The 25,089-nt window shown below is 54.0% G+C and carries 23 protein-coding genes; 4 read left to right on the forward strand and 19 right to left on the reverse strand.

Annotated elements, in window-relative coordinates; genetic code table 11:
* Positions 1-10 precede the first annotated feature (10 nt).
* From A6X21_RS03120 to A6X21_RS03200, 16 genes are all read right to left on the reverse strand, one after another.
* Complete coding sequence (locus A6X21_RS03120; protein ID WP_068846055.1) at positions 11-358, reverse strand: Dabb family protein; 348 nt, start codon at positions 356-358, stop codon at positions 11-13.
* 78 nt (positions 359-436) lie between these two features.
* Positions 437-1,945, reverse strand: coding sequence for an NADH-quinone oxidoreductase subunit N (locus A6X21_RS03125; protein WP_068846056.1), 1,509 nt, complete (start codon positions 1,943-1,945; stop codon positions 437-439).
* Positions 1,942-3,741 carry a complex I subunit 4 family protein gene (locus A6X21_RS03130; RefSeq protein WP_068846057.1) on the reverse strand — a complete coding sequence of 600 codons (1,800 nt, stop codon included), beginning with the start codon at positions 3,739-3,741 and terminating at the stop codon, positions 1,942-1,944. Before A6X21_RS03130 ends, A6X21_RS03125 begins: the two co-directional genes overlap by 4 nt.
* Positions 3,742-3,834: 93 nt before the next feature.
* Positions 3,835-5,925 (reverse strand): NADH-quinone oxidoreductase subunit L, encoded by a 2,091-nt coding sequence (gene nuoL, locus A6X21_RS03135; RefSeq protein WP_068846058.1) that lies wholly within the window; start codon positions 5,923-5,925, stop codon positions 3,835-3,837.
* A 245-nt stretch (positions 5,926-6,170) separates the two neighbouring features.
* Complete coding sequence (gene nuoK / locus A6X21_RS03140) at positions 6,171-6,647, reverse strand: NADH-quinone oxidoreductase subunit NuoK (RefSeq protein WP_068846059.1); 477 nt, start codon at positions 6,645-6,647, stop codon at positions 6,171-6,173.
* Positions 6,644-7,363 carry an NADH-quinone oxidoreductase subunit J family protein gene (locus A6X21_RS03145; RefSeq protein ID WP_068846060.1) on the reverse strand — a complete coding sequence of 240 codons (720 nt, stop codon included), beginning with the start codon at positions 7,361-7,363 and terminating at the stop codon, positions 6,644-6,646. The genes nuoK and A6X21_RS03145 overlap by 4 nt, the downstream gene beginning before the upstream one ends.
* Before the next feature lie 220 nt (positions 7,364-7,583).
* Entirely contained in the window at positions 7,584-8,252 is a 669-nt protein-coding gene (locus tag A6X21_RS03150; RefSeq protein WP_068846061.1) for a NuoI/complex I 23 kDa subunit family protein, read from the reverse strand.
* A gap of 82 nt (positions 8,253-8,334) precedes the next feature.
* On the reverse strand, positions 8,335-9,507 hold the full coding sequence (gene nuoH, locus A6X21_RS03155) for an NADH-quinone oxidoreductase subunit NuoH (RefSeq protein WP_068846062.1): 1,173 nt from the start codon (positions 9,505-9,507) through the stop codon (positions 8,335-8,337).
* Positions 9,504-11,213, reverse strand: coding sequence for an NADH-quinone oxidoreductase subunit G (locus A6X21_RS03160; RefSeq protein WP_068846063.1), 1,710 nt, complete (start codon positions 11,211-11,213; stop codon positions 9,504-9,506). Before A6X21_RS03160 ends, nuoH begins: the two co-directional genes overlap by 4 nt.
* A gap of 80 nt (positions 11,214-11,293) precedes the next feature.
* Complete coding sequence (locus A6X21_RS03165; RefSeq protein WP_068846064.1) at positions 11,294-11,662, reverse strand: four helix bundle protein; 369 nt, start codon at positions 11,660-11,662, stop codon at positions 11,294-11,296.
* A gap of 91 nt (positions 11,663-11,753) precedes the next feature.
* A complete protein-coding gene (gene nuoF / locus A6X21_RS03170) occupies positions 11,754-13,085 on the reverse strand; it encodes an NADH-quinone oxidoreductase subunit NuoF (RefSeq protein WP_068846065.1) in 1,332 nt (443 codons plus the stop codon).
* 342 nt (positions 13,086-13,427) lie between these two features.
* On the reverse strand, positions 13,428-13,907 hold the full coding sequence (locus A6X21_RS03180; protein WP_068846067.1) for an NADH-quinone oxidoreductase subunit NuoE family protein: 480 nt from the start codon (positions 13,905-13,907) through the stop codon (positions 13,428-13,430).
* On the reverse strand, positions 13,904-15,166 hold the full coding sequence (gene nuoD / locus A6X21_RS03185; protein WP_068846068.1) for an NADH dehydrogenase (quinone) subunit D: 1,263 nt from the start codon (positions 15,164-15,166) through the stop codon (positions 13,904-13,906). The genes A6X21_RS03180 and nuoD overlap by 4 nt, the downstream gene beginning before the upstream one ends.
* Before the next feature lie 103 nt (positions 15,167-15,269).
* Positions 15,270-15,758 (reverse strand): NADH-quinone oxidoreductase subunit C, encoded by a 489-nt coding sequence (locus A6X21_RS03190; protein WP_068846069.1) that lies wholly within the window; start codon positions 15,756-15,758, stop codon positions 15,270-15,272.
* A gap of 137 nt (positions 15,759-15,895) precedes the next feature.
* A complete protein-coding gene (locus A6X21_RS03195) occupies positions 15,896-16,588 on the reverse strand; it encodes an NADH-quinone oxidoreductase subunit B (protein WP_068846070.1) in 693 nt (230 codons plus the stop codon).
* On the reverse strand, positions 16,579-16,956 hold the full coding sequence (locus tag A6X21_RS03200; RefSeq protein WP_068846565.1) for an NADH-quinone oxidoreductase subunit A: 378 nt from the start codon (positions 16,954-16,956) through the stop codon (positions 16,579-16,581). The genes A6X21_RS03195 and A6X21_RS03200 overlap by 10 nt, the downstream gene beginning before the upstream one ends.
* 581 nt (positions 16,957-17,537) lie before the next feature.
* Between A6X21_RS03200 and A6X21_RS03205 the strand changes: the two genes are divergently transcribed.
* Complete coding sequence (locus A6X21_RS03205; protein ID WP_068846071.1) at positions 17,538-18,407, forward strand: phosphoribosylformylglycinamidine synthase subunit PurQ; 870 nt, start codon at positions 17,538-17,540, stop codon at positions 18,405-18,407.
* Positions 18,408-18,853: 446 nt separating this feature from the next.
* On the opposite strand, the gene bcp is transcribed toward A6X21_RS03205, so the two are convergent.
* Together bcp and A6X21_RS03215 are read right to left on the reverse strand one after the other, a co-directional pair.
* A complete protein-coding gene (gene bcp / locus A6X21_RS03210; protein WP_068846072.1) occupies positions 18,854-19,336 on the reverse strand; it encodes a thioredoxin-dependent thiol peroxidase in 483 nt (160 codons plus the stop codon).
* Positions 19,337-19,433: 97 nt separating this feature from the next.
* Positions 19,434-20,216, reverse strand: a complete 783-nt coding sequence (locus tag A6X21_RS03215) for a hypothetical protein (RefSeq protein WP_131818163.1) — start codon at positions 20,214-20,216, stop codon at positions 19,434-19,436.
* A 384-nt stretch (positions 20,217-20,600) separates the two neighbouring features.
* Between A6X21_RS03215 and A6X21_RS03220 the strand changes: the two genes are divergently transcribed.
* The 3 genes from A6X21_RS03220 to A6X21_RS03230 all read left to right on the forward strand — a co-directional run bounded on the left by A6X21_RS03220 (position 20,601) and on the right by A6X21_RS03230 (position 23,519).
* The gene (locus A6X21_RS03220) at positions 20,601-21,161 is read left to right on the forward strand and encodes an anti-sigma factor family protein (protein ID WP_068846073.1); all 561 of its coding nucleotides are present in this window, start codon (positions 20,601-20,603) and stop codon (positions 21,159-21,161) included.
* Positions 21,151-22,275 (forward strand): hypothetical protein, encoded by a 1,125-nt coding sequence (locus tag A6X21_RS03225; protein ID WP_131818164.1) that lies wholly within the window; start codon positions 21,151-21,153, stop codon positions 22,273-22,275. Before A6X21_RS03220 ends, A6X21_RS03225 begins: the two co-directional genes overlap by 11 nt.
* Before the next feature lie 131 nt (positions 22,276-22,406).
* Complete coding sequence (locus tag A6X21_RS03230; protein WP_068846075.1) at positions 22,407-23,519, forward strand: NAD(P)/FAD-dependent oxidoreductase; 1,113 nt, start codon at positions 22,407-22,409, stop codon at positions 23,517-23,519.
* Positions 23,520-23,696: 177 nt separating this feature from the next.
* Here the strand turns inward: A6X21_RS03230 and A6X21_RS03240 are convergent, their stop codons facing one another.
* Positions 23,697-24,746: a DUF3472 domain-containing protein gene (locus tag A6X21_RS03240; protein ID WP_068846077.1), complete on the reverse strand. Its 1,050-nt coding sequence runs from the start codon at positions 24,744-24,746 to the stop codon at positions 23,697-23,699.
* Between the last annotated feature and the right edge of the window lie 343 nt (positions 24,747-25,089).

Consider the following 25,089-nt stretch of genomic DNA (forward strand, 5'->3'; position numbering starts at 1 on the left):
CATGAGTCTTTCAGTGCTCACGTATGCCATTTTCACGGGACTTTGTGGTTTCGCCCAGACTCCCTTGCAACTGGACACGTTTCCAGGTGGGTTTGTGCTCTTCAATGAACTGCAGATGGCTGGGGGCTGTCTGATAGACGTCGTGATCAGCTTTTGTCGCGAAAGCAACACAGAGGGCCACTTGAAAGTCGCGCTGGTTGACAGGTCTGGCCAGTTCTTCCACCAGTCCGCCAGCGGCAAAGTACACCACTCCCGGGTGATCTTTGAGATACTTATGGCAGGCTTCGGTCAGCTTGCGTGTGTTCTCGGGGGTGGGTTCGTGCAACTCGAAGTACACGACATGAACAAGTGGGGCCATGATACGTCTCGAAACTGAAGGACCGGAGTATTCTGGTTTTGCAGCCGCAATGAAGCCTCTGCCAGGTCAAAGTGATAACTAACTGCTGCGGACGGTCTGCACCATGGTCCAGAGCCAGGTCGGCACAAAGAAGAGAGTGATCACCATCGCCGTACAGGCGACAGAAGCGATGATGGGAGCTGGTGCGTGAGAGCCATGATGCTCGTCGAGAGGTTCACGCAAATACATGGCTCCGACGACCCGCAGATAGTACCACGAACCCATGGCGGCATTGATGACCATGAAGAGAGCCAGCCAGCGATTAGAAACATCTCCTTGTGCCCAGGCAGCAAAGAAGAGATTCAATTTGGCCAGAAACCCTGCGGTAGGCGGCATGCCTGCCAGGCTGAACATGAAGACCATCAGCATCAGAGCCAGACCTGGCCTGACGCGGTGGAGGCCGGCCAGTTGATCCAGCGTTTCAAGTGGCTTGTTATCTCGTTCGGCAGCAATCAGGACGGCGAAAGCTCCAATGGTCATTAAGCCGTAGACCGCCAGATAGAAGAGCAGTGCTTCAATACCATCCGGGACCGATGTCGTGTGATGCCCGACATTGAGACCGACCAGCATGTAGCCCACATGAGCAACACCCGAATAAGCCAGCATCCGGCGGAGATCGTTCTGCAGAATCCCCAGGAAGTTCCCGACAAACATGGTGATGACCGAGAGCCACCAGAGCATAGGGAGCATGACATCGGCCAGCAGCAGGCCCGGAGCAGCATCAACGACAGGCTCCAGCAGGCGGATCAGTGCGATAAAACCGGCGAGCTTCGGGACAAACGAAAGCAGAGCTGCACCACTGGCTGCAGAACCTTGAAACACATCGGGTGCATAAAAGTGGAACGGGACGGCTGTCAGGCGGAAGGCCAATCCCGCGACAACGAAGACCATTCCGAGGATCGCGAGCACGGGTGTCTGATTGCTGTTGGCCAGTGCTGTTTGAATGGCCGGGAGATCGGTTGTTCCGGCCATGCCGTAAATCAGGCTGAAGCCATAGAGCATGATGGCAGATGAGAAGACGCTGAGCAGGAAGTATTTAACCCCAGCTTCCTGTGTAGCAGCATCTTTTCGAGGCAAAAACAGGAACAGATAAGTCGGGATACTGATCAGTTCGAGTGCCAGAAACAACGTGGTGAGATCGTTGGCCAGTGCCACAAGGTTGACACCCGCCGTGATGGCCAGCAGGCAGGCATGGCTCTCGGCCGCTTTACCATCTTCAATTTGAGACCAGTTGACCAGCACCAGGAGCAGGGCGGCAATCAGCATGACGCCACGCACATACCAGACAATGTTATCGACGCGAAAAGGCCCGGTGGTGACGACTTCTGTCGAGCCTGTCCACCAGAGATAGAGGGCTGTGCAAATCGCTGCGATGGCAATACCACCCCAGCGATGGCGAAGGCCAGGAAGAGCGCGACCACTGGGTGTTACCAGAAACGGGCCCACCAGAAAATTGATGCAGACCGTCCCCAGCAACACCAGTTCAGGAATCACTTTTCCTGCAGCACTGGTGACCGAAGAAATCATTGCGGCATCTGGCTGGCTCATCGCCGCTCTCCTGTCTGAATCGAAGAAATTGTCTCGACAGCCTGATCAGACGTCACAATCGCTGTGGAATTCGTCATGGCGAAAGAGGGCTGTATGGCATCTGTTTTCTGAACGATGACCTCATCTGGTTCGTAGTAAATCACGGCGAGAGCCTTGACGTCTGGCTCGATGAGGTTGAGCAGTGTCTGGGGGAAGAGTCCTAATCCCAGGCAGGCCAGAGCCAGAGGCCAGATTGCCAGGCCTTCGCGAACTGTCAGGTCGGAGACATGTGAGTGATCACCAGCCGGCTCGCGGAGTGGACCGAACAATCCGACTTGAACCATTCGCAACAGATACCAGGCACTCAAGACCACGCCCGTAGTGCCAATGACGGCATAGATCGCACTGACCTGGAACATGCCTAAAAGGGAAAGGATTTCGCCAATAAAGCCGTTAAGGCCGGGCAGCCCGATGCTGGCAAACGAGATGAAAACCAGGAGTGCCGAAAGCAGAGGAATGCGACTTGCCAGCCCGCCCAGATCTGTCAGCGACCTCGTGTGATACCGCTCATGGATCATCCCGACGAGGGAGAAAAGAGCACCCGTTGCCAGACCGTGGTTGATCATCATGCAGATCCCGCCACTCAAGCCTTCGGCATTGAGAGCGAATAACCCGAGCATGCAGACCCCCAGGTGAGCAATTGAGCTGTAGGCCACCATCCGTTTGATATCTGTCTGGTGATAAGCACAAAGCGAACCATAGACCACACCGATCACAGCCAGTATGGCCACCAGTGGTTGACCCACAGTGAGACTGGCATCGGGTAGCATGGGGATCGCAATTCGCAAAAAGCCGTAGCAACCCAGCTTCAGCAGCACACCAGCCAGGTCCACAGAGCCAGCCGTCGGAGCTTCCACATGCACCAGTGGCAACCAAGTGTGGAAGGGGAACATGGGAACTTTAATCAGGAAGCCGGTAGCAATCAGCAGGAACAGAATCGTTTGTGTCTCGACAGGCAAAGGCTGATCCTGCAGGGCACGCGCCATGTCGGGCATGGAGAATGGTGTGGAGATCCCAGTCAGGCTCTGGGTTTCGACCACCAGAGAGACCAGCCCGAGGAGCATGACGAGGCTGCCAGCCAGGGTGTAAATGAAGAACTTGCCAGCCGCATAACGACGTTTGGGGCCACCCCAGACACCAATCGTGAGGAAGAGTGGCAGCAGGGTGAATTCGAAGAAGGCGTAGAACAGTATGAGGTCATAAGCGAGAAACACGCCAATCAGACCGGCTTCGAGAATGAGAATCCCGGCATAGAATTCAGCAGACCGCTCTCGAATTTCACTCCAGGAGACGAGGATCGCTGAAACACAGAGGCCCGTCGTGAGCAGGATCATGGCCATCCCGAGGCCATCCAGCCCGAGATAAAATTCGAGATTGATGAAGTCGCCACTCGGAGAGCGGGATGTGGATGGATCCTGAGGCTTCGAAGTGCTGGCGGTGTTCTTCGGCTCTTCTGGCGATTGTCCGCGAATGACATTCGGCGAAAGAGCTTCATGATTGACGACCGTAGGGGCGGGAGCGGGACTGGCTAAAGTCAGCCACGTGTGCCGCCATTCCCAGCGCGTGGTGACCGGGCCTGCCTGCTGAGAAGTCGCGGGCAATTGATAGGCCACACTCCACGAAAGAATCAGCGTGGCAACGGTTGCTACCAGAGCAAAACCCCGCGCACGCGCTGCTGTGGCTTTGGCATCGAGCACCAGCATTAACACTGCGGCTATAGCTGGTAGCAGCAACATGGCAAAGACCAGCGTTGTCATAGTTTTCCAACCTTCACACGAACTACTGGCTCATTCACTCTGATCGATCAGAACCGGATTCGATTTGCTTGATGCGACTAAAAATATTCAATGTCAGGTCACACTGGCGATGGCTCTTAAAACACTGGCCAAGGCCACAATCACCCCCAGCAGCATGACGGCGGCATAAGAACTGACGAGTCCATTTTGTAATGGCCGAATCATCCCCCCTGCAATGATCGGGATGAGCCCGACGGCATCCACAATCTTGTCGAGGATCATGCGATCAACAAATTCACAGACAGCCGACAGTGTGGCCATAGGGCGGGCAATCAATGCTCCGTAGAGCTGATCCAGGTAGAGCCCGTTAAGAGAGACATTCTCCCACAGGCTGAGTGGTCGAGCATCTGAGTACTCCGGACGAGTGGCTTTGCCATAGATGCTGTAAGCCAGTCCGATCCCGCCCAGCGCCAGGACCGTGCTGAGAATCATCATGCCCACATTCATGCCAGCGGGAGCAGCCGTCGGGAAATTGGGGGTCATTTCGATGTAGTGAGCATAGATATGTGTGGGGCCGAGAATCAGGCCTGCAACGACAGCCAGTGCCGCCAGGATGTAGAGCGGAATGGCCATTGCCGGTGAAGCATCGTGAGGATGATGACCGGCTTCTTCCGGGAATCGTTCCGGGCCATGGAAGGTGAGATAGTAAGCGCGGAATGTATAGAACGCAGTGAGAAGACTCGTCAGTAGACCGACACCCAGGATCAGGTAGAAGTAAGTTTTGTAATCGCCGGTTTGAGTCGCTTCCCAGACGACTGCCAGAATTTCGTCTTTACTCCAGAAGCCCGAGAGGAGCGGGAAGCCAGCCAGTGCCAATGCTCCGCAGAGGAAGGTGATGTGCGTGATAGGGAGTGCTTTCTTTAAGCCACTGAAGCGGCGCATGTCGATGACATCGCCCATGGCGTGCATCACGCTCCCTGCTGCCAGGAAGAGGACGGCTTTAAAAAACGCATGAGTCAGCAGGTGAAACATGGCGAACGTTTCGGCATGGGCCGCAAGGGCAGGACTGGCTGCCGCAGCTCCTAGAGCCATAAACATGTAACCGAGTTGACTGACTGTGGAGTACGCCAGCACGCGTTTAAGGTCGTACTGACAAAGTGCTGTGACGGCAGCGACGAGAGCAGTTGTTGCTCCCACACCAGCCACGACTAACTGTGCGGTTGGTGAATGGACAAAAATCGGCGTGGTGCGGGCAATCAGATAGACTCCGGCAGTGACCATCGTAGCGGCATGGATCAGAGCACTGACGGGAGTGGGGCCTTCCATCGCATCGGGAAGCCAGACGTGCAAGGGGAACTGTGCCGATTTACCAATCGCCCCCAGGAGGAGCAATAAGGCAATGGTGGTGATCAAGCCGGGCTGAGCTGCTGCGAGTTCGGCCAGCCTCGCGGGATCGAGAACAGTTTCAAAATCCACTGAGCCAAAGGTGCGGTAAATCAGGAAAATGGCAGTCATGAGACCAAAGTCGCCAATTCGATTCACGACAAACGCTTTGCGGGCAGCGGCGGCTGCGGAGGGTTTGTGATACCAGTGGCCGATCAGCAGGTAGGAACAGAGTCCGACGGCTTCCCAGAAGATAAAGACTTCGATGAAGTTCCCTGCCAGTACCAGCATGTTCATGGAGAAGACAAAGAGAGCCATGGCTCCGAAGAAGCGGGGATAGCCTTTGTCGCCATGCATGTAGCTGGAGGCAAAAATCGCCACCAGCAGACTGACAAAGTTGACCATCACGAGCATGAGGGCTGTCATCGCGTCGGCTCTGAGCACGATATCCACTGTCAATCCACCGACAGACATCCAGCGATAAACTTCAAAAATGTAAGCCTTATGGGCTGGCCCATGATGTTCGCCGGTTGCTGAAGCAGGGGTTTCGGAAGCTATCAACGAGATAGGCTTCACCAGGCTTTCGCCAGAGCTCTCGATGGGAGTTATCTGGCTGTGAGCGGCGGGTGAATCGACGACTGAACCGGGAACGACGACGAAGAGGACATAGGCAGCCGCTACCAATGAAAGTGCTAGGGCGAGCACAACGGGCCGGTGGGCTGTTGTGCGCCGGACAACCTGAGCGACTGTGCCGCACCAGATGGCGGCAGCCAGAGGTGCAGCGGGAATCGTCGCCAGGGCGATGTCAGACCAGTTTGCCACAGCCTTACTTCCTTTATTTTTCGCCTCGAAACCGAGCTTCGAGTTGACTCTGCAATCTGCTTATCTGTTGAGTTTTATGAACACTGCCTGTGAATCGAGGCCCACTCTAAGGGTTAGATTCTTTCGAACCTCTCATCAGGTTGAACCTCATCTGATCCATCTCAGTCAGGTTGACAGCGATGGACGTGGTGATGACCTGTGAGCAGACAGACGCTTGGATGTTTACTTGGACTTTGGGACTTTCTTCAGGCTTTGGCTCCCTTGCCACTCGCCTGTGAATTCGACAATACGGGTGTCACGACATGGCCATCGGCACCAATCACTGGGCGGCGGCCAGCGGGAACAAGTTTGGGAAGTGGTTGGGCGGGAGGTTCAATTTCACGCGATGCAGAATCGGCCATGGGTGGCATGAGTTCCTCTTCGCCAAGGGTGGTCCAGAGCCGGATATCGAGTGAGCGTGTTCGCTGGTAGAGAGCCAGGATAATCGCGAGCGATAAACCGGCTTCACATGCCGCAATGGTGAGTACGAAAATAGTCAGCACCTGACCGTCATGCTGGCCATGATACTGGCTGAAGGCTGTCAGGTTGACGGAAACGCCATGGAGCATCAGTTCCGATGAGAGCATCATCAGAATCAGATTCCGGCGTGTAAGAAAGCCGATTGCACCCAGGCCGAAGAGCAAGGCACCCACGACGAGGTAATGGGAAGGATCAGGACTCATAAACTCCCCTGTGGACGGCGAGGTGCAATCGCAATGGCACCAATGGTAGCCACGAGTAGAACTGTTCCAGCGAGTTCAACAGCGAACAGATAATCAGTGAAGAGCGACCGGCCCACGCCACCTGGCGAACCGAGATCATTCTCAACAGGCAGTGAAGAAACGTGAAGTGCCGTTCGATCGACTGAAAGTCTGGAAGAATCTGGCCCGAAGGTTTTCTCGATCCCCAGGAGCATCGTCCCGACGAGCAGGCAACCGAGAACTGTCGCGAGGAAAGGTTGTTGCGGAATGCGATCGTAACCTGATCCCTGCTCCTGCTGAGCCAGCATGATCACGAAGACGAACGTGACAACGATGGCACCGGCATAGACGATGATGGTGACAGCCGCCAGGAATGGTGCTGAGTTGATGACAAACAGACCACAGACTCCCAGCGTAGCCACGGCAAACCACAAAGCAGCATAAACCGGATTCCGCTGTGTCGTCATCAGCAGGCCACCCAGGACAGCCGTCCCGGAAGCCATATAAAACAGGAGATCGCGAACAAGATCGCCTGTGGGCTGCAAAAACACCCAGCCGAGACCGGCCACGGTGACTGGCAGCAGGAGAAAGCCCGGGATCCCTGACTTGCGGCCAGTCGATGGAAACAACAGGAGAATGTTCGCCCCCAACAGGACGAGCGTTCCGATTAATGCGATGTTCTCGGAAACCCAGTTCATAAACTGCATTCAAAGAGAAAGAGTAGTTCCGTCATTAAAACCGTGATGCAAGCATGAGCAAGGTTCTGGAAAGTGTTCCTGGAGCCTGTCGGAAAATCGACTCAGGTCGAAACCTGTGCCCCAGAGTAAGTTCCGCCCGCTGCTCCCTCAAGTCATCCAAGACAATTCATTCGCCAAATGAGAAGTTGATCCAAGAAATTGAAGGGGAGCGTGGCCTTGGTCAGCCCTGCTTGATCACATCGGTGGATACTGGTTTCGAGGCTTTGTCACCTTGGGGGATCTGGGTGGCAGGGCCCACGGGAGGTAATGAGGTGAAATCTGAAGCGGGGCCCAGAACACCACGATGAGTGCGAATGGGATCCCGGGGGTTGTCTTTGGTTTTGTCGAAGACTTCCAGCAACTTCTCTTTGTTGAACTTCATTTCCTGGCGGGTCATCCCTGTCAGGTCGTAGATGTGAGTCAATTCGATCGAATCGACGGGGCAGGCTTCTTCGCACATGCCACAGTAAATGCACTTGAGTTCGTCGATGACGAAAGACTTGGGACGCTTGTCACGGTCTGCCCAGAGAGGGTCATCTTTGGGAGCTTCTTCGGCCACAATATCGATGCAACGTGCAGGGCATGCAGTTGAGCACATCATGCAGGCGACACATTTCACCCGGCCTTTGTCGTCGCGATTCAGGCGATGAACACCACGGTAATTCAGTGGCAGATCGGGTTTTTCCTCGGGGTATTGCTGAGTGACGGGTTTGAAATCGGTCACATGCCGCAAGGAATTTTTGAGGCCACTGAAAATGGCGGGCAGAAATGTCGATTCCCAGAATCCCATTTCTGGCTCTTCCATCCAGACGACATCGTCATTCGAGATCGGTGTGAGTTCTTCAGCCATGGGGCACCTGAAAAATGTCTGCCTGAGGTTATGGGCAGGATGATGTCAAAAAAGGATCGCTGCAGGAATTAAAAATTCGCCATCAGGAATGAACGTGGGCATATCCTTCGGGTGATTCACCGAAATCGACCGTCTGGTCGCTGACAATGAATTTCCCACTGGTGCCAATCAGACCTGCTGCCACGAAGATCGCCAGCGAACCTAATGGCAGTGTCCAGATGGGCCAGTCGAACTGTTTGGCAGTCATGACAACGAGAATGTTCAAAGCGGCCATGGGAATCAGGCCCAGCCACGCCAGATTCATCAGTTGATCGAAGCGGAAGCGGGGAATCGTCCAGCGGATAAACATGATCAGCAGGATGATCAGCAGAACTTTGGTCAGCAGCACCACCACTTTGACCAGAGTCGCTCCCAGATAGGCACTGTCGGCTTCGGCAATCAAGGGGAACTGCCAGCCACCGAAGAAGAGAATGGCTGTCAGGAAACAGACGGTAATGATGTGTGCATATTCGCCCAGGAAGTAGAGGGCGAATTTCATCGAGCTGTATTCGGTATGGAAGCCACCGACAAGCTCCTGTTCACATTCGGAAAGGTCGAAGGGAAGGCGATTGGTTTCGGCCAGAGCGGAGACGAAGAAGATCAGCAGTGCAAGTGGCTGAGTCCAGACGTTCCAGCCGAGAATTCCAAACTTCGCCTGATGCATGAGGATATCGTTGAGACTTAAAGAGCTGGTCATGAGCACAACGCCAATGATCGACATGCCCAGAGGAATCTCGTAGCTTACGACCTGAGCACTGGCCCGCATGGAGCCTAAAGAACTGTACTTGTTGTTCGACGCCCAGCCGCCGAGAATTACTCCATAGACACCCAGGCTGCCCACGCAGAAAATGTAAATCATCCCGATGTTGACATCCGGAGCGATGACAAACCGCATCCAGGAAGGAGCCTGATCGACAGGTCCGAAAGGGACGATGGCAAAGCCTGCCATAGCAGTGAAGACAGCAATGCTGGGGCCCAGGATATAGAGCGTTTTATTGACGTAACCAGGGATCACGTCTTCTTTGAGCAGGAATTTGGCACCATCGGCAATGGGTTGCAACAGCCCGGCCCAGCCGACACGGTTCGGACCGTAGCGGTCCTGAATAAAGGCGGCCAGACGTCGCTCGACCAGGATCAGATAGGCAATTGTGCCCATCAATCCCCCGAAGGCCACACCAATCGTTATCAACGTGACAAGGAAGAATTCCCAACTCACGATCGGCTACCTCCTGTAACAGGAACCTGTGACTCAGTACCGGCTGCAGAGGCCGTCTCACCTGCCGACTTCAGGAAAATCCCTTCATCGCCCAGGTCACCCACAATCAGTGCGGCCAGTGCAGGAATCTCACCCGCGATTTCCTGACGGATGGTGGGAGCGTGGAATATACCTGTCCGACCTGCCAGCTCAAAACAGATGCGTCCATCGGGCCAGGCATCGCCTGGCGAACGTAAGCCGCGATGAATGGCTTGTGCCAGACCGGCATGATTTACGAATGTGCCATCACGCTCGGCCCAGGAAGTGCCAGGAAGCATAAATGTCGCCCAGGGAAGTGCGGGGGAGTCGAGCAGATCCTGCACGATCACCAGTTTCGCCTTGGCCAGTGACTTGGCCTGCTCTTCGGTGATCCAGCCCTCGGGGGATCCTGCAGTCAAATAGACCGCTTCGAGAGTTCCCTGAGAGACCTGTGCTAAAACCGCGTCGAGCGATTCCACTGCTCCTCCAAAGTGCTGGAGAACAAGTTCAACACCGGCTCGGTTCGGAGCTTTTTCGGCTCGAATGGTGAATTTGGGTTGAGGTGCTGCCTGCCCGCGAAGGTCTTTCGGATACGAATCATCTTCACCCACAACGGGGGCGGGTGTCATGAACAACCTGGCAGCAGGCGAGAGAGACTTTACAAATTTGCAGAGTAAGTAGGCCTCTTCTACTGTCATGAAGGGAGTCAGCACGACAGCCAGCTTTTCTGGAGCCCTTTTGGCAGCTTCTGTCAGGGCCTGTCGCAGAGCCGGAAGAATTTGTGGCCAGGAAACGGGGGTGATCCCTGCAGGGAGCTTCTGCATGGGGAACTTCAGGCGATGCTCGGAGTGAATGTACTTCCAGCCGAAGCGGCCTTCGTCGCACATGAACTCGCCCTGCGCGAGCGGGTTCGAGCGTGGCTTGAGTCTGTAGACCACATCTTTGTTCTGATCGACGCGAATGCTGCAACCTGTGCTGCAACCGGCACAGACGGAGTTCTTCCCTTTCAGCCACCACACACGCTGCTCATAGAGAAAATCTTTACTGCAGAGCGCACCGACCGGGCAGAGATCGACGACGTTGCCAGCCAGTTTGTTATTGCAGGGCTTGCCGGGAAAGATGTCGATTTCTTCGCCCGAGCCACGGCTGACGACCTGTAGCTCAGCGGTGCCGGAGATTTCACGGGTAAACCGCACACAGCGGGTACACATGATGCAGCGATCAGTGAAGAGTGTGATCTGATCGCCGATATAAGGCTTGTCTTTTTTCTGGTTTTTGGGCTCTGCCAGACGACTGTAAGCCCGGCCGTACTTGAAGCTGAAATCCTGTAGACCACATTCGCCGGCCTGATCGCATACGGGGCAGTCGAGAGGATGATTCAGCAGCAGGTATTCGAGTGTCCCTCTCTGGGCTGCCTGTACCTTGGGAGAATTGGTGACGATCACAGTGCCATCTTTGACGGGTGTCTGGCAGCCGGGGACAACCTTGGGAACCATGGCGACGGTTCCATCGGGCTTTTTGTCTCCAACTTCAACCAGGCACATACGGCAACTTGCGACGACTGACAAGCTGGGATGCCAGCAGTAGTGTGGGATTTCCACACCGGCTTTCTGAGCTGCCTGAATACAGTTCAGCCGTTCGTCTGGCTTCAGTTCGACGGGCTGATCGTTGACGTAAACTGTGGGCATTTTAAGAAGCTTGTTTGAATAGGTGTAAGTAAAAAGGGAAGAAGTAATGAAGGTAAAAAGCCAGAAAACGAGGTAAGAATCTAGATCAAGCTGCTGGCAATCGTCTGTCGGAAAGCGATGAGCATTCTTGATACTTCGTCCAAATTTGCCTGCATATTCCGGCAGTCACTTTCACTAATGTATCCCAGTTGTAATGCAATCTCCCAATGAGTATCGAGTTCTGCCAACGAACCAATCGCAATCTGCAGGAAGTGAAGCATTGACCTTGATTGACCATACGCCTTTCCTTCGGAAATGTTCGCTGAAACGGAAATTGATGCTCTTCGTATCTGACTTGTCAGTCCAAATTGCTCGTTCCGGGGAAACGCTTCGGTGATCTGATAACAGGCTTTCGCGATGTCAATCGACTTCTTCCAAACCATCAAATCTCGATGATCACCGACAGCCATGGAGATTCTCCTCTCATCGTGCCTGGTCAACACTTGTTTGGAAAATCTGACTTCTCACCTTCTTTCCTTCCCCTCTTTTTCCCTCATACGCTTAATGTGCCCCGATCAGTTCACATGGTTTAATCGTGGAGCGGCCGCTCTGAATGTACTCTTCAAACTCGCTGCGGAATTTGCGAATGGCATTTTTCACGGGCCAGCCGGCACCGTCGGCCAGTCCGCAAATTGTGGTACCGGGCATCATCCCGATTCCACCCGAAACTTCCAATAACAGGTCAAGATCTTCCATGCGGCCCTGACCGCTGCGAATCCGATGCAGAATCCGCTGCATCCAGTTCGTCCCTTCACGGCAAGGGGTGCATTGACCGCAGGACTCGTGAGCGAAGAAGCGGGCCGTGTTGTAGACCACATCCACCATGCTGGTCTGGTCATCAATCACCACCACGGCAGCGGTTCCAAGACCCAGGCAACCAACCTTCCCTGGACCGTTGAAATCCAGTGGAGTGTCAAGTTCGGAAGGAGCGAGAAAACCCATACTGATCCCACCGGGGACGACGGCTTTAATTCCGCGACCACCGGGAACACCACCACCATACTCTTCAATCAGCTGCCGAGCGGTGATTCCCAGGGGAACTTCGTAACAGCCGGGCTTGTTGACGTGGCCAGAGAGGCAATAAAGCTTCGGGCCATAGCTGCCAGCATCGCGAGGATTGTTCGGGTCGGGCGGGACCCCAATCGATTTAAACCATTCGACACCGCGCTTCAGAATCTGTGTCACGCAAGCCATGGTTTCAATGTTGTTGACGATGGTTGGCTTGCGGAAGAGCCCTTCGATGGCAGGGAATGGCGGCTTGATCCGTGGCCAGGCGCGTTTGCCTTCGAGGCTTTCGATCAGGCCAGTTTCTTCGCCGCAGATGTACGCAGCCGCACCACGGTGCAGGCGGACATCCAGATCAAAGCCCGAACCGAAAACATTCTTCCCGAAAATCCCTTTTTCATAGCATTCGGCGACGGCCTTTTGCAGGGCTCGCCAGGCAGCTCCGTACTCGTACCGGAGGTAAAGGTAGGCCGTGTTCGAGCGGATGGCGTAGCAACTGATGGCGATCCCTTCGAGGACCTGGTGCGGGTCTTTTTCGAGCAGGATGCGATTGTTAAATGTCCCGGGTTCGCTTTCGTCGCCGTTGACGGCGAGATAGATCGGGCCGGGATGATCTTTGGGGAGGAACGTCCATTTGAGACCAGTGGGGAAGCCTGCACCGCCGCGACCACGCAGGCCCGAATCTTTCACTAGAGTGGTCACTTCGACAGGCGTCATACCGAGCGCCTTTTTGAAGCTTTCGTATCCCCCATCGGCCAGATAGCTGTCGAGAGTATGGCTCTGCTCTTTATGGATGCGAGCCAGAAGGACAGGTTCATATGTGGACATGGGAAAGCATCCGTGTATCGATAAAGGACAATGTCTGTTGAAATCTATGAGCGTAATGAACTATTGAGGAAGTTTTGGGAGGGAAAGTTCTCGTTTCACCTGATCTGCAATCAATTCGTAGCAAGGCAGTTTCTTAATTTCTTCGTCTGAAGGCCAGACATACACGATCTTTCCCTCTTGCCAGGTACTGGCAGGAATTCCGTGCAACCAGTTCTCGCGAACTGCCGCCTGGACTGCCTCTCTCGCAGCTTCTTGCATTCGTCGAGAATAGTCACTTTGGACGCTGGAAGAAGAAGACTCAAAACTTAGCTGCATTAAGATTTCCCTTCCAACTCCCAGAGACTACGCCTTTAATTCACTAATCAGTTTGTCTGCCATTTCATGAGTGACGTTGTGGACACAGTCTTCATTGACCAGAACACAGGGAGCCCCATCGCAGACGCCGAGGCATTCCGCGAACTCCAGAGTAATCTTGCCGTCTTCGGTGGTGCCGCCTGGCGTGACGTGCAGTTTCTCGCACATGTGAGCCAGCAATTCTTCACCGCCGCGCAGACCACAACTGATACTGCGACAAACCCACACGCGATGCTTTCCGAGTGGATTCTCTTCCGTACGGAAGAATTGATAGAAGGTCATCGTGTCATGAACTTCGGATGGATGCAGTTCGAGAAGTTCTGCAATCTCTTCAATCGCACCCGTCGAAACATGGCGGAGTTCATCATGTACCAGATGCAGCGCTGGGAGAGTGACCGCCCGCTTGTTCGGGTATTTCGGAAACTCCGCAACGATGCGTGCCCGTAAATCGTCCGAAAGTACCGTCATCGATCCAACTCCGCAGCAATGATATTCAAACTACCCAGAATGGCTGGCACATCGCTGAGCATATAGCCCGGCATCAGGTGCTGGAATGTCGCAAAGTGGATGAACGAGGGTGGCCGGCATCGAGCCCGATAGGCACGTGGTTCGCCATCGGCGACAATATAAAATCCCAATTCTCCATTAGGAGATTCCGTACAGGCATAAAGTTCTTCCACCGGAACTTTGAAGCCACGATTGGGCATGATCATTTCAAAGTGGTGAATCAAACCCTCAATACTTCGATAGACAGCGGGTTTGGAGGGCAGGACTGACTTCCCTTCCAGTTCCACATTCACCGGGCCTGAAGGGATGTTTTCAATGGCCTGGTTAATAATCTTGATGCTCTCAAGCATTTCCTGCATACGGACTAAATAGCGAGCATAGCAATCGCCATTTTTTGAGGCTGCGATCTTGAAGTCGAGATCGGCATAGGCCAGGTAAGGTTCATCTTTTCGCAGGTCTCGCACCACGCCCGAAGCGCGGGCAATGGGACCGGTGCAGCCCATGTTGATGGCATCTTCTCGCGAAAGAACACCTACACCTTTGACGCGATCCACGAAAATGCGATTCTTCGTCAGCAGACGATCCACTTCGCTGTGGATTTTGGGGAAGTTCTTCGCGAATGAGCGAACCTTGTCTGCCCATAGGTTATTCACATCGAAGAGCACACCACCGACACGGGTGTAGCTCGTGTGAAAGCGCTGGCCAGAGGCATATTCCACAATGTCGTAAATCAATTCCCGCTGCTGGAAGAAATACAAAAAGGCGGTGAATGCTCCCAGGTCGAGGGCGACAGCACCAACACACAACAGGTGGTCATGCAAACGCATCAGCTCGGCAAGGATTGTCCGCAGATAAGTGCAACGGGGAGTGATCTCGATACCAAGCAGCTTTTCGACGGTATGGTGCCAGGCAATTTCATTCGCCAGAGGCGAGATGTAATTCATCCGGTCAACAATGGTGACATACTGATTGAAATCGAGCGATTCCCCCAGCTTCTCAAAACCACTGTGGAGATAACCAATGTCTGGTTCGGCCTTAACGACCTTTTCTCCATCGAGCGTCAGAACCAGTCGGAGTGTGGTGTGAGTGGCTGGATGCTGAGGACCGAAGTTCAGTGTCCATAAATATTCGGAATTCGCCGCCTCGGCATGTGATGAGGCCGGCCCGCCAGCCGCATTGCGGGACGTCGCCGGGTGGAGCGAAGAGGCAACTACGGGCATGGTCAACCTTCAATGAGTGAAGTTTCGCGGATCAGGTAGGAAACAGGTTCTATGGTATTGATCAATATCATCGGCGGGTCGTCGGATGGCTGGCCGCGGATGGTTAACTTTCGGCTCTCGTGATCACCGGGAAGTTATGTCGTTCTCCACGCCCTTTGAGTGGATAATCTTTGCGGAGTGCGTGGCTTTCAAACTCAGGGGGGCAAAGGATTCGCTGCAGATTGGGGTGGCCAGTGAAGTGAATGCCAAACAGGTCATAAACTTCCCTCTCCGTCCAGTCTGCCGTTTTCCAGTGACGGTACATGGAGGGCAATGTGGGAGCTGGATCATTCACAAAAGTTTTGACGACGAGCCGCTCTCGAGTTTTGGTATTCACCAGGACGTAGATCACGCCATAGCGATCTGTGGCCCCGGGGTATTCCAGGTAATCACAGCATGTGACATCACTGAGCATGTCGAACCCCAGGTGATGTTTGAGGTGAGACATGAGATCGTCGAGTTGAGCAGCCGGGACGATCAGGCGAGTGTTGTCTCGGAAAGATTCCGATTTCAGGAGACCGCCCAAGTGCTCATTGAGTGCTGCGAAGTCCACCGAAACCTACCCTTCTCAATGACGACTTTCCGAGTCACTGTCGAGATTCATTTGGATTTGAAACGTCAGCGTCTGATTCAATTTCAAATAAACGCTATTAGCCTGAACAGAAAACCAAACCGATCGATTTCTTTCGATTAAGCAGACCCTTCAAGAGCTGGATTACCCTTTTTCAGCGATGCGGGGAGCTCCAGTGGAGTAAGCTGCATCTGACCTTCTCGAATCCGGATAATCTCGTCGGCATCGAACGGGGCGGGGCCCGTTGGTCGAGTTCGATACTGGAATTCCGTCCCCTGCATGGTTCCTGTCTTCTGGACCAGATCCTGGATCTGCATGATCCCTGCAATCAGTTGCTCCGGACGTGGCGGGCAGCCGGGAACGTAAAGATCGACTGGGATAAAGCGGTCAATTCCCTGCACGACGGCATAAGTGTCGAAAACTCCACCGGTACAGGCACAGGCTCCCATGGAAATGCACCACTTGGGTTCTGGCATCTGCAGCCAGATGCGTTGCAGAACGGGCATCATCTTCATGGCAACTCGACCGGCGACGATCATCAGATCGCACTGCCGGGGCGAAAATCGCATGACTTCTGCACCAAAGCGAGCCAGGTCGTGCCGGGATGAGGCCGTGGCCATTAACTCGATCCCGCAACATGCTGTGGCAAAGGGCATTGGCCAGAGACTGTTCTTTCTCGCCCAGCTTGAAGCGGCATTGAGCGTGGTGAGAAAGACGTTATCGGGCAAGCCTTTTTGCGGATTCACAAAAGGAGCTGAAGAACCTGGTGTTGCCGAGGCTCCACCTGATCCCGGGGGTTGAGCTATCGCCATTTGAACACACCCTTTCGCCAGGCGTAGATGTAGGCAATTGCCAGAGTGCCGAAGAAGACGAGCATGACACCGTAAACTGTCGAGGAAAGCTCCGCGGGAACTCCGCCATCACCTTTGTAGGCAGCGACCGCCCAAGGGTACATGAACAAAAGCTCAACATCGAAGATCAGAAAGAGAATCGCAACCAGATAAAACTTGACATCGAAGGGCTGACGGGCATCTCCCACGGGATCCATGCCCGATTCATAAGGCATCTGCTTAACGGCCGTCTTTTTGGTGGGCCCGATGATGTGAGTCAGAATCAGATTCGTGATCACGAACCCGACCAGCACTCCGGTATAGATCAGAACTGCGAATAAGCCGTCCATTTCCATCCATTCTGAAGACCGTGAATTGATCCATTCTCAGGTCAATAGTGCAGACAAACCGAGAATGCCGAGCCGTGTTTTTGAAATCCTCGATTCAACTGCAGAGATTCATCCGATGAAGGTCTTGCGTGTCATTAACCTGTTATTTTGCAGTGAGTTCGCACAATCTCAGCTAACGCCAGATTGACCGCCGGATTCTAGTTGGAATCTCCAGTAACTTCAACCACCTCTGACCGTAGCGTCTGAGGGGGCGAGCGAGAAGATCAATCATTTTCAGGCATTTGCATTCGTCAATGGGCACATTCCTGACGAATTTGTTGGTCAGACGGGGCTTTGCTCCTCAATCGAGTGAGTCGTTTCTGTCTTTACTGATGGAACACCGATTTTCATTCACATGGCTGTGATTTCGTTCGATTTTTGATCATCAACTGGTGGACCTGCTGCCTGCGCAGGAAATCTTGGTAGCGGTTTCGATTGCAGTTGAATTGATGTTCAGCCAGACTGTTTGTGAGAAGGCCAGCCCTGTGGTGGGTGACCAATGGTTCCGTTGATATTCCTGCAGATGGTGGATGACCCACGCCATGATCTCACCCCGCGTTTGTGTCTTGCGTGCCCCGGGAACAAATTGCGATCAGGAAACGGCCCACGCGTTTGAGATTTGCGGTGGTAAGCCAGAAGTGCTGCACCTCAATCGAATTCTGGAAAATCCGGGGCGAATCAAGGATTACCAGATCCTCTGTATTCCCGGTGGCTTCAGTTATGGCGATGACATTGGCTCAGGAGTGATTTTTGCCAGCCAGCTCAAAACGGCACTGCGCGAAGAAATCGGAGAGTTTCTGGCTGGTGACAAGTTGGCACTGGGGATCTGTAATGGCTTTCAGACGCTCTTGAAAGCGGGCGTGCTTCCCGATGGTGACGAAGGCTGGAATCAGCCCGATTCTGGCAATCAGCCTGCCAAAGCCACGCTCACCTGGAATGAAAATGGTCGTTACACCGCCCGCTGGGTCAGGCTCAAAGTCACCTCCACGAATTCGATCTTTTTGCGCGGTATTGATGAAATCGACCTGCCGATGGCACATGCCGAAGGTCGGATTGCTGTTCGGGATGCAGCAGTGCTGACTGAGTGGGAAGCACGCCAGCAAATGGCACTGGCTTACATTCCGTGGCGGAAGTACCACAATGCCGAGCGTGTGACCTTGCTCACCGCACAGGCTGGTGGCTCGCCAGGCAGTCGACAGGGAACTTCAGCTTTGATGGAACAGGGCAACCCAAATGGGTCGATTGCGGATCTGGCTGGGCTTTGTGATCCCACCGGTCGAGTGCTGGGATTGATGCCGCACCCCGAGCGATTTCTCTTCGCAACTCAACATCCGAACTGGACTCGCATGAATCTGGCAGGGGATGGAGCTGGCAAGCAGATCTTCCAGAACGCCATCGATTACTTCGCGTGATCATCTTCCCGGCGATCGTGCGGATGTCGAGAGCTTTGTCATGGCCCACTCAGCACAGACGCGGGCGAGGGTTTTTTGCTCCTTCTCCCGTTCTGACGGGAGAAGGCCGGGATGAGGGTGAGCTCGAACGTATGAGGCGTACGATCCACCACCAGTTTCATCGCAATCTGCTTGTCATCTCTGACCACTGGCAATCAATCAGCGCCCCTGCGGATACCTCACTGACCGATCCATATCGATTGGCCAGACCCTCGCCCGGCACTTTCGTGCCACCCTCTCCCACGCAGACGCGGGCGAGGGTTTTTTACCCCTTCTCCCGTTCCGACGGGAGAAGGCCGGGATGAGCGCAACTTCCTACGAATTGAGCCTGCAATCATCGAAAGACCACTGCTGACAATCCAGCAGTGGTACGTACAGCGCTTTGAAATCCTGAAAGCCAACTCCAATCAGCCGGCAGCCTGGAGTTCCTGGATTTTCGCCACCACAGCCTCGGCATGGCCATCCACCTTGACCTTAGGCCAGACGGCGGCAATTTTTCCGGCGGGATCGATCAGAAATGTGGCCCGCTGCATCCCCATGCTCTTCTTGCCGTACATGTTTTTTTCGACCCAGACGCCGTACTTCTCGGCAATGGCGTGGTCTTCGTCAGCCAGAAGCGGAAAAGGAAGTTCAAACTTTTCAATAAACTTCTGATGAGATTCGACACTATCAGTGCTGACACCCAGAACCACCGTATTCGCTGCGGTTATGGCCTCATGCCGATCACGGAAGTCACAGGCTTCCGTGGTGCAGCCGGGCGTGTTGTCACGGGGGTAGAAGTACAGCACGACATATTTGCCTTTGAGGCCGCTGAGCTTGTATCGACCCTTGGGAAATGCAGGGAGATCAAAGGCAGGGGCTTTACTCCCGACTTCAGGAACAGCGGACATAAGCACAAACCTTTCCGAGAGGCAGTGAGTGAGGTGAAGATCGGTGGGTGGGATCCAGACGATCGAGTTGATTGAAATGATCCTAGTCGTTCGGCAGTTAATGGCCAGTCTGGCTGGTTTCTGATGGTTCTTCGACGGGATCTTCTCTGGAGGCGACCTGGTCGAGAATCATGATTTTCTGCCAGACATTTCGAGAGAGATCGTTTGTCAAACCAGAGAGTTGATCGGCCGCAGCCAGAGCCACTGAGTCGGGGAAATGCTGGACATAGATCGCCCCGATTTTGCTGATGAGAGAGAGCAGCTCGCTGCAATAATCGAGATATCGGCCCAGCTTGAACCTGTCGAGAATTCGCTCGGGTGAGGAGAGCGTTTTGTCTCCGCCGCGAATGACCGCTTCCGGGTCTTTGGTCAACTGGTGCATATCGACAATGTGAGCCAGCGAGCGCAATTCGTGCAGGGCTGTCAGCAGTTTTCTGCGTTTCAACCGGGTTTCGAGGCTGAAAAGGAATGCTCCCGCCAGAGCGAGAAAGATCAGACTCTGCGAGGAAGAATCAAAGATCTGCACCATTTCGGTGAATTCGAGCCCATCGACATGGTAGCGCGTCGATTGCATTAACCTCACGATAGGAAACGCGATCACTCCCAGAGTCAGCCAGATCCCGAGCCTGAGCAGCAGATTCGGTCGCGCTATGCGGGCGCCCTTAGCCATCGCTTCTCGACTGAGGAGCGTGACCTCGTGAGCGACTCTGGATAAACCGATCTGTCCAAATCGCTCCTGAATTCGACGTTCCAGCCGTTCGGCAGTTTCGACAATTCGATGAGCAGCCAGACTCCGGTAATCCGGGATGGAGCCGCTCGGTTCCATTCTGTTTTGCGACATAACCACTTGCCTGGGAAGTGGTTGTGTGTTTTTATCCGAATCAGAAAATGTGGAAGACGACGTTCGTGAAAAAATCGTCGTGGTCGCGACGGCTGGTGGAAGTGAAGGATCAAGTCCCGCAGGTTGAGCAGAACTTTTGGTAGACTTTTCGGGTTCGTGCGAACCCTGTACGACTCCAGTGGGGTTCAAAGAGAGCCTTCCAGAAAGTGGAAATGAAAGTCTTCAACTCTTGTTTCATGAGTTCTGGTACACTGCACCTTCAATCTGATGATTTCTTTCGAGCATCATGAGTTCGACTTACCGACAGTTAAACTTGCAAACGAGGAATGGCCCGTCAAGGATCATGCGGCAATTCCGTAAACTGCGTTTGTTCTGGCATAAATCATGAATCGTCCGACACGATTGACCTCTGAAGTGCGTGAAGATCTGGTGGCTTATCTCGATGGTGAACTCGAGGAAGAAGCCGCCCAGAATGTGGATACATTACTCTCGCACAATGAGACGGCTCGTCATGAGGTCGAGGTCCTGGCCCGAACCTGGGAATTGCTGGATCTGCTCCCCGCGACAAAAGCTTCTGCTGATTTTTCTGAAAAGACCATCACGCATATTCGATTGGCAGAGCAACCCAAGCTGACTCCGTGGCTCATGCTGGGGCAGCAGAAGCTGATGCAATCCTTGCCCTGGGTGGCCAGCGGAGTGCTGGTGGTGGTGACAGCCGCTGTCGGCTATCTGGCGGCTCATGACTGGGTGCCGGATCGTTCGCGTCGAATGCTTTCTGAATTACCCTTGGTGCAGGATTACGATGAACTGATTGAAGTCGATTCAATCCAGTTTCTGAAGGAGCTTCGAGCCAGCGGGCTGTTTGATGCAGGAACGGGCGGTAATTCAGCGGCTGGCAGTAAACCCAATGCACCGGCAGCACAGGGAGCCGCCAATGACAACTAACCAGATACGTTTTGTACGAATTGCCGGCATCATCGGGATGTGCTGCCTGGGGAGTCTGGCCACGTTTGCGGCTGAAGCAGATATCGAGCGGGCCTATCAGAAGGTCGCCGGTATGAATGCGATCGAACGTGATCGAATTGAGCGCAACTTCGAGAATTTTGAAGCTCTTCCTGAGGAACGCCGCCAGCATTTGCGGCAACTGAACAGTGAATTGCAGGCCGATACGAAAAGTGGTGGAGACCTGCATGCCATCATGGAAACTTACAGCATGTGGCTGAAGACACTGACTCCCGGACAGCGAGACGATCTACGTCGCGAGACCGATGCCCTTAAGAAAATGCAGCTCGTTAAGAAATTCAAAGAAGAACAGGATGCCCGCAACGAAGCGCAGGCGATGTATGTGGGATCCTGGAATGAACGTCGCAATCGAACCGCCAGCCGTGGGCCAGCCCTGTCGTCTCAGGATCTTCAGGGACTGATCGAAGTCTGCTACAAAGATTTGCCAGTCGATCTTCAACGGGATGCTCAGACACAAACCGGGCTTTCCCGCTCACGGCGCATTCTGGAATCGTCTTTCCGACAGGCGGGTGGCCGCTTGCGCTGGCCTGCGGAGCCTCAACTGGTGCGACTTATTGATGCGGTTCAGGATCCTGATCTGAAAAAGCAGTTGGAATCGAAAAAAGGGACGGAGCAGCGCCTCACATTTCTGAGCATGTTCTATCGCGGGCTGGGCAACATGGTCGGAGCAGAAATTGAGCGCAATCTGCCCGCTGAGCAGGATCTGCAGGCATTCTTCAGCGAGATGGACAGCACTCGTCGAGACGAACTGATGCGTCTGCCACCTGAGGATGCCCGTAAACGGCTGACGTATCTTTTCATTCAGGAAAAATCTCCCGAACTGAAGGCTCTCTTTGAAATGCGTCGCGATCTGGGCTTTCCGTTGGGCGGGTTTGGCCCTGGAGGTGGCGGCCCGGGAGGGATCGGAAATGGTGGCCCGCCAGGAAATGGCCCCCCCGGTGAACGACCACCCGGTGAGAGAAATTCCGGTGAGAGAAATTCCGGTGAACGTGGTCCAGGTCAACGACCACCCCGCAACGATGGACCAGTGAAGTAAACTCTGTTTTAAACGAAGAGTTCGCCCGCAGAAGAACTCCGAGAGTATTCTCTTTTTGTGAACAGGGGAGCTTTCGGGTTCTTATCGCTCGTCTGATCGAAAATCTGTTCTCGTTCCAGAGTGTCAAGAGTGTGAGTGAAACGACCGTTGATCTGCTGATTGTTGGTCAAGGTGTCGCAGGATCGGCTCTGGCCTGGCAGGCACTGCGCCGACAGCTAAAAATTCATGTCATCAGCTCACCGGCCCAATGGCCACTTTCTGCCTCTCAAGTGGGAGCAGGGCTGATCACACCGATTACCGGTTCCAGGTTGGCACTGGCCTGGCGTTTTGCAGAATTTCGATCGTCGGCGTTGGATCTTTATCGTTTTGTCGCCAACGAGACAAATCGAGACTGCTGGCGGAATCGACCCGCCCTGCGCTGGTTGACGACAGCCGAGGAAGAACTGTGGTTATCGCGCTGCCACAAGTTTCCCGCATCCGCCAACTATCTTCAGCCCGTCGAAGAGGATTTTGTCGCTTCGCGAGAACATGGCATCCATGGGCCAGCCGGTACAAAACCCTATGTCATGCTCGAGGCGGCACGAGTGCTCCTGCCGGTCTTTCTGCAGGCGACAGAGAAGTGGCTGAGGGAAACAGCGTGTCTTTCAAGTGCGGAGTTTAGGCCTTGTGATCTTCTCTGGGATGAAGTGGCGTGCCATTGGCAATGGAAATCAATTGCCGCCCGGCGCATCGTCTTATGCACCGGCTACACCCCAGAATTGATCCGGCTGCCATTTCTCGCTGCCAAAGGGGAGTTAATGGAAATCGAACTTCCTGGGGCTCGAAAAGATTATTCGTGGCATGGAGGGATCTGGATGACACCGCAGGAGCAGGATCGCTGGCTGGTGGGAGCAACCTACGATCCGCAGCACCTCGATTACGAAATCACATCTGAGGCTCGTCTGGAGTTAAGCGGGGGCCTCGCGCAGTGGGGAATCAGAAATCCGCAAATCTGCTCTCAGCAGGCCGCCATCCGCCCCGCTCTCCCTGGTCAGATGCCAGCGATTGGCTGGAGTCTGCCAGAATCCATTCTCGGCAGAGTTTCAGAAGTCACCTGGCCACAGGAAAAAAACTGCGGGGTGATCAACGGACTGGGTTCACGTGGTGCTCTTTGGGCTCCACTTCTTGCCAAATGGTTACTCGACTCGATGGAAGGCCAGCCCCTTCCGCCAGAGATCAACCTGACCCGGTTTCTGAAGCCCTAATGATCGAGGCTCAGGCGGGGTCTGTAAGGCTGATCGATGTTCAATTTCTCTTTTTTGAGCAAGACATCCAGCCACAGACCTCAGAGCAAGGATCTTGTCGATCTTCGATTCACACCATAATGCAGAAGATGTGCCAGACGAGTTTTCCCATCCGCGCAGAAGCTACTTCTCCATGCCTTATTCGGCTGGAGGAACAATGAGAAGTTCGTGTCGGCGGTTGGCTTCGTCGCGCACAAAGATGGGTCCCACTTTGACCACACAGTGGCTTCGTTCCGCAGTAACCACAGCACAATCGGGACTCGCTTGTGTGGATTGATTGGGATAGTAGGCATGTGCTCTTTTGAGTTTAACAGGTTGCCCATTAATCCTGGGCCAGCCAAAGGTGACCTCGACAGCCGGTATGTGGGAACGGGGGATCTGGCGGGTGCTGTAGACTTCAACAAAGGCGGATTGTCTGGGCCAGAATTTGAATGTTTCGCCTTCAAATCGCAGGCTGCCGACGGTGATCTGGCAACAGTCTTTGGTTTCGACTTCACAGGTAAACCAGGTGTGAGGCTGTCCATCGATCTGTTCGGTTTTGTCTTTGCGGATCCGGTAAGTGTAGGTCCCTTTCGTCCATTCGAAAGGTCTGCGGACGCTGGCAAATTCTCCCTCGTAGCCGGCACTTTCCACGAGGCAATCTTCGCCTGCGGTCAGCACGTGATCGAGGCCAATGGGGGTCTTTTTGTCATTCGACCAGCGAGAGAAGATAGCACCTTTCCCGCGAAAAACCCGTTCGCGACTTTCCTTAGTTGCCCAGCCATTGATGTTGGTTTGAATGCCACCGTAACACTGCATGCCGCTGATCATGGCGATTCCCATGGGGGCGATGTACAGATTCATGGTGGAGGGGACATCACGATCAATGGTGACGGTCTGTTCCAGCATTTCGAAATTCTCGGTTTCACTGGCCAGCTCCCACCAGATATTGGCTGTATGCCAGGGGAGTGAAGGTAATTTCACTCCGGCAGCCCTGGCCATGTCGGCTGGGCTCGGTTGTTCTGCCGAGAGAGGGGGAGTAACGACAGCAGCGGGTGCGATCGGATCACTCGCCAGGCTGTTTCCTGCCCAGGCTGCGATCAGCAAACCAGCGGCACCTATGGCGGCCAGAAATCGCAGGGAGTTGCTCGCGAACAAAGCAGCAGCTATGTGTGAAAGAACCTGGTGGGTCATTGATCGGTGGTTCATGGTCTTTCCGATATCAGGTGACGTTTCTCTTCAAATTCAATCTGCCGGTGTTGACGAAAATTGTCAAACAGATTGCTGTTCTGTGCCTGGTGATTCGTGAGGCTCTGGCATCGATCAACGCTTGATCGCCGGTCAAGAATCAAGCGACCGGCAAATTATGCCCATACAACCAACAGACCTGAAGAACATCGCCCTTGTCTGCCAGACGTGCGCATCGTATGTAGCGCTTACGATCATTCATGAATATGGCTTGTGGCTTGCGAACTTCGCGTCTCAGTTCCGCAAAAGAGCTTCAGCAGAAATTCAGGCGATGATCGTAAACTCTCGAATTCGTCGAGAAACA

Origin of the sequence: Planctopirus hydrillae, assembly GCF_001707835.1 — a bacterium.
GTDB lineage: Bacteria > Planctomycetota > Planctomycetia > Planctomycetales > Planctomycetaceae > Planctopirus > Planctopirus hydrillae.

What these genes read in the sequence shown, in the direction of transcription:
- A6X21_RS03120 (WP_068846055.1), bottom strand. Translation starts at nt 358, where the DNA reads ATGGCCCCACTTGTTCATGTCGTGTACTTCGAGTTGCACGAACCCACC.
- A6X21_RS03125 (WP_068846056.1), bottom strand. Translation starts at nt 1,945, where the DNA reads ATGAGCCAGCCAGATGCCGCAATGATTTCTTCGGTCACCAGTGCTGCA.
- A6X21_RS03130 (WP_068846057.1), bottom strand. Translation starts at nt 3,741, where the DNA reads ATGACAACGCTGGTCTTTGCCATGTTGCTGCTACCAGCTATAGCCGCA.
- nuoK (WP_068846059.1), bottom strand. Translation starts at nt 6,647, where the DNA reads ATGAGTCCTGATCCTTCCCATTACCTCGTCGTGGGTGCCTTGCTCTTC.
- A6X21_RS03145 (WP_068846060.1), bottom strand. Translation starts at nt 7,363, where the DNA reads ATGAACTGGGTTTCCGAGAACATCGCATTAATCGGAACGCTCGTCCTG.
- A6X21_RS03150 (WP_068846061.1), bottom strand. Translation starts at nt 8,252, where the DNA reads ATGGCTGAAGAACTCACACCGATCTCGAATGACGATGTCGTCTGGATG.
- A6X21_RS03160 (WP_068846063.1), bottom strand. Translation starts at nt 11,213, where the DNA reads ATGCCCACAGTTTACGTCAACGATCAGCCCGTCGAACTGAAGCCAGAC.
- A6X21_RS03165 (WP_068846064.1), bottom strand. Translation starts at nt 11,662, where the DNA reads ATGGCTGTCGGTGATCATCGAGATTTGATGGTTTGGAAGAAGTCGATT.
- nuoF (WP_068846065.1), bottom strand. Translation starts at nt 13,085, where the DNA reads ATGTCCACATATGAACCTGTCCTTCTGGCTCGCATCCATAAAGAGCAG.
- A6X21_RS03180 (WP_068846067.1), bottom strand. Translation starts at nt 13,907, where the DNA reads ATGACGGTACTTTCGGACGATTTACGGGCACGCATCGTTGCGGAGTTT.
- nuoD (WP_068846068.1), bottom strand. Translation starts at nt 15,166, where the DNA reads ATGCCCGTAGTTGCCTCTTCGCTCCACCCGGCGACGTCCCGCAATGCG.
- A6X21_RS03195 (WP_068846070.1), bottom strand. Translation starts at nt 16,588, where the DNA reads ATGGCGATAGCTCAACCCCCGGGATCAGGTGGAGCCTCGGCAACACCA.
- A6X21_RS03200 (WP_068846565.1), bottom strand. Translation starts at nt 16,956, where the DNA reads ATGGACGGCTTATTCGCAGTTCTGATCTATACCGGAGTGCTGGTCGGG.
- A6X21_RS03205 (WP_068846071.1), top strand. Translation starts at nt 17,538, where the DNA reads ATGATCTCACCCCGCGTTTGTGTCTTGCGTGCCCCGGGAACAAATTGC.
- bcp (WP_068846072.1), bottom strand. Translation starts at nt 19,336, where the DNA reads ATGTCCGCTGTTCCTGAAGTCGGGAGTAAAGCCCCTGCCTTTGATCTC.
- A6X21_RS03215 (WP_131818163.1), bottom strand. Translation starts at nt 20,216, where the DNA reads ATGTCGCAAAACAGAATGGAACCGAGCGGCTCCATCCCGGATTACCGG.
- A6X21_RS03220 (WP_068846073.1), top strand. Translation starts at nt 20,601, where the DNA reads ATGAATCGTCCGACACGATTGACCTCTGAAGTGCGTGAAGATCTGGTG.
- A6X21_RS03225 (WP_131818164.1), top strand. Translation starts at nt 21,151, where the DNA reads ATGACAACTAACCAGATACGTTTTGTACGAATTGCCGGCATCATCGGG.
- A6X21_RS03240 (WP_068846077.1), bottom strand. Translation starts at nt 24,746, where the DNA reads ATGAACCACCGATCAATGACCCACCAGGTTCTTTCACACATAGCTGCT.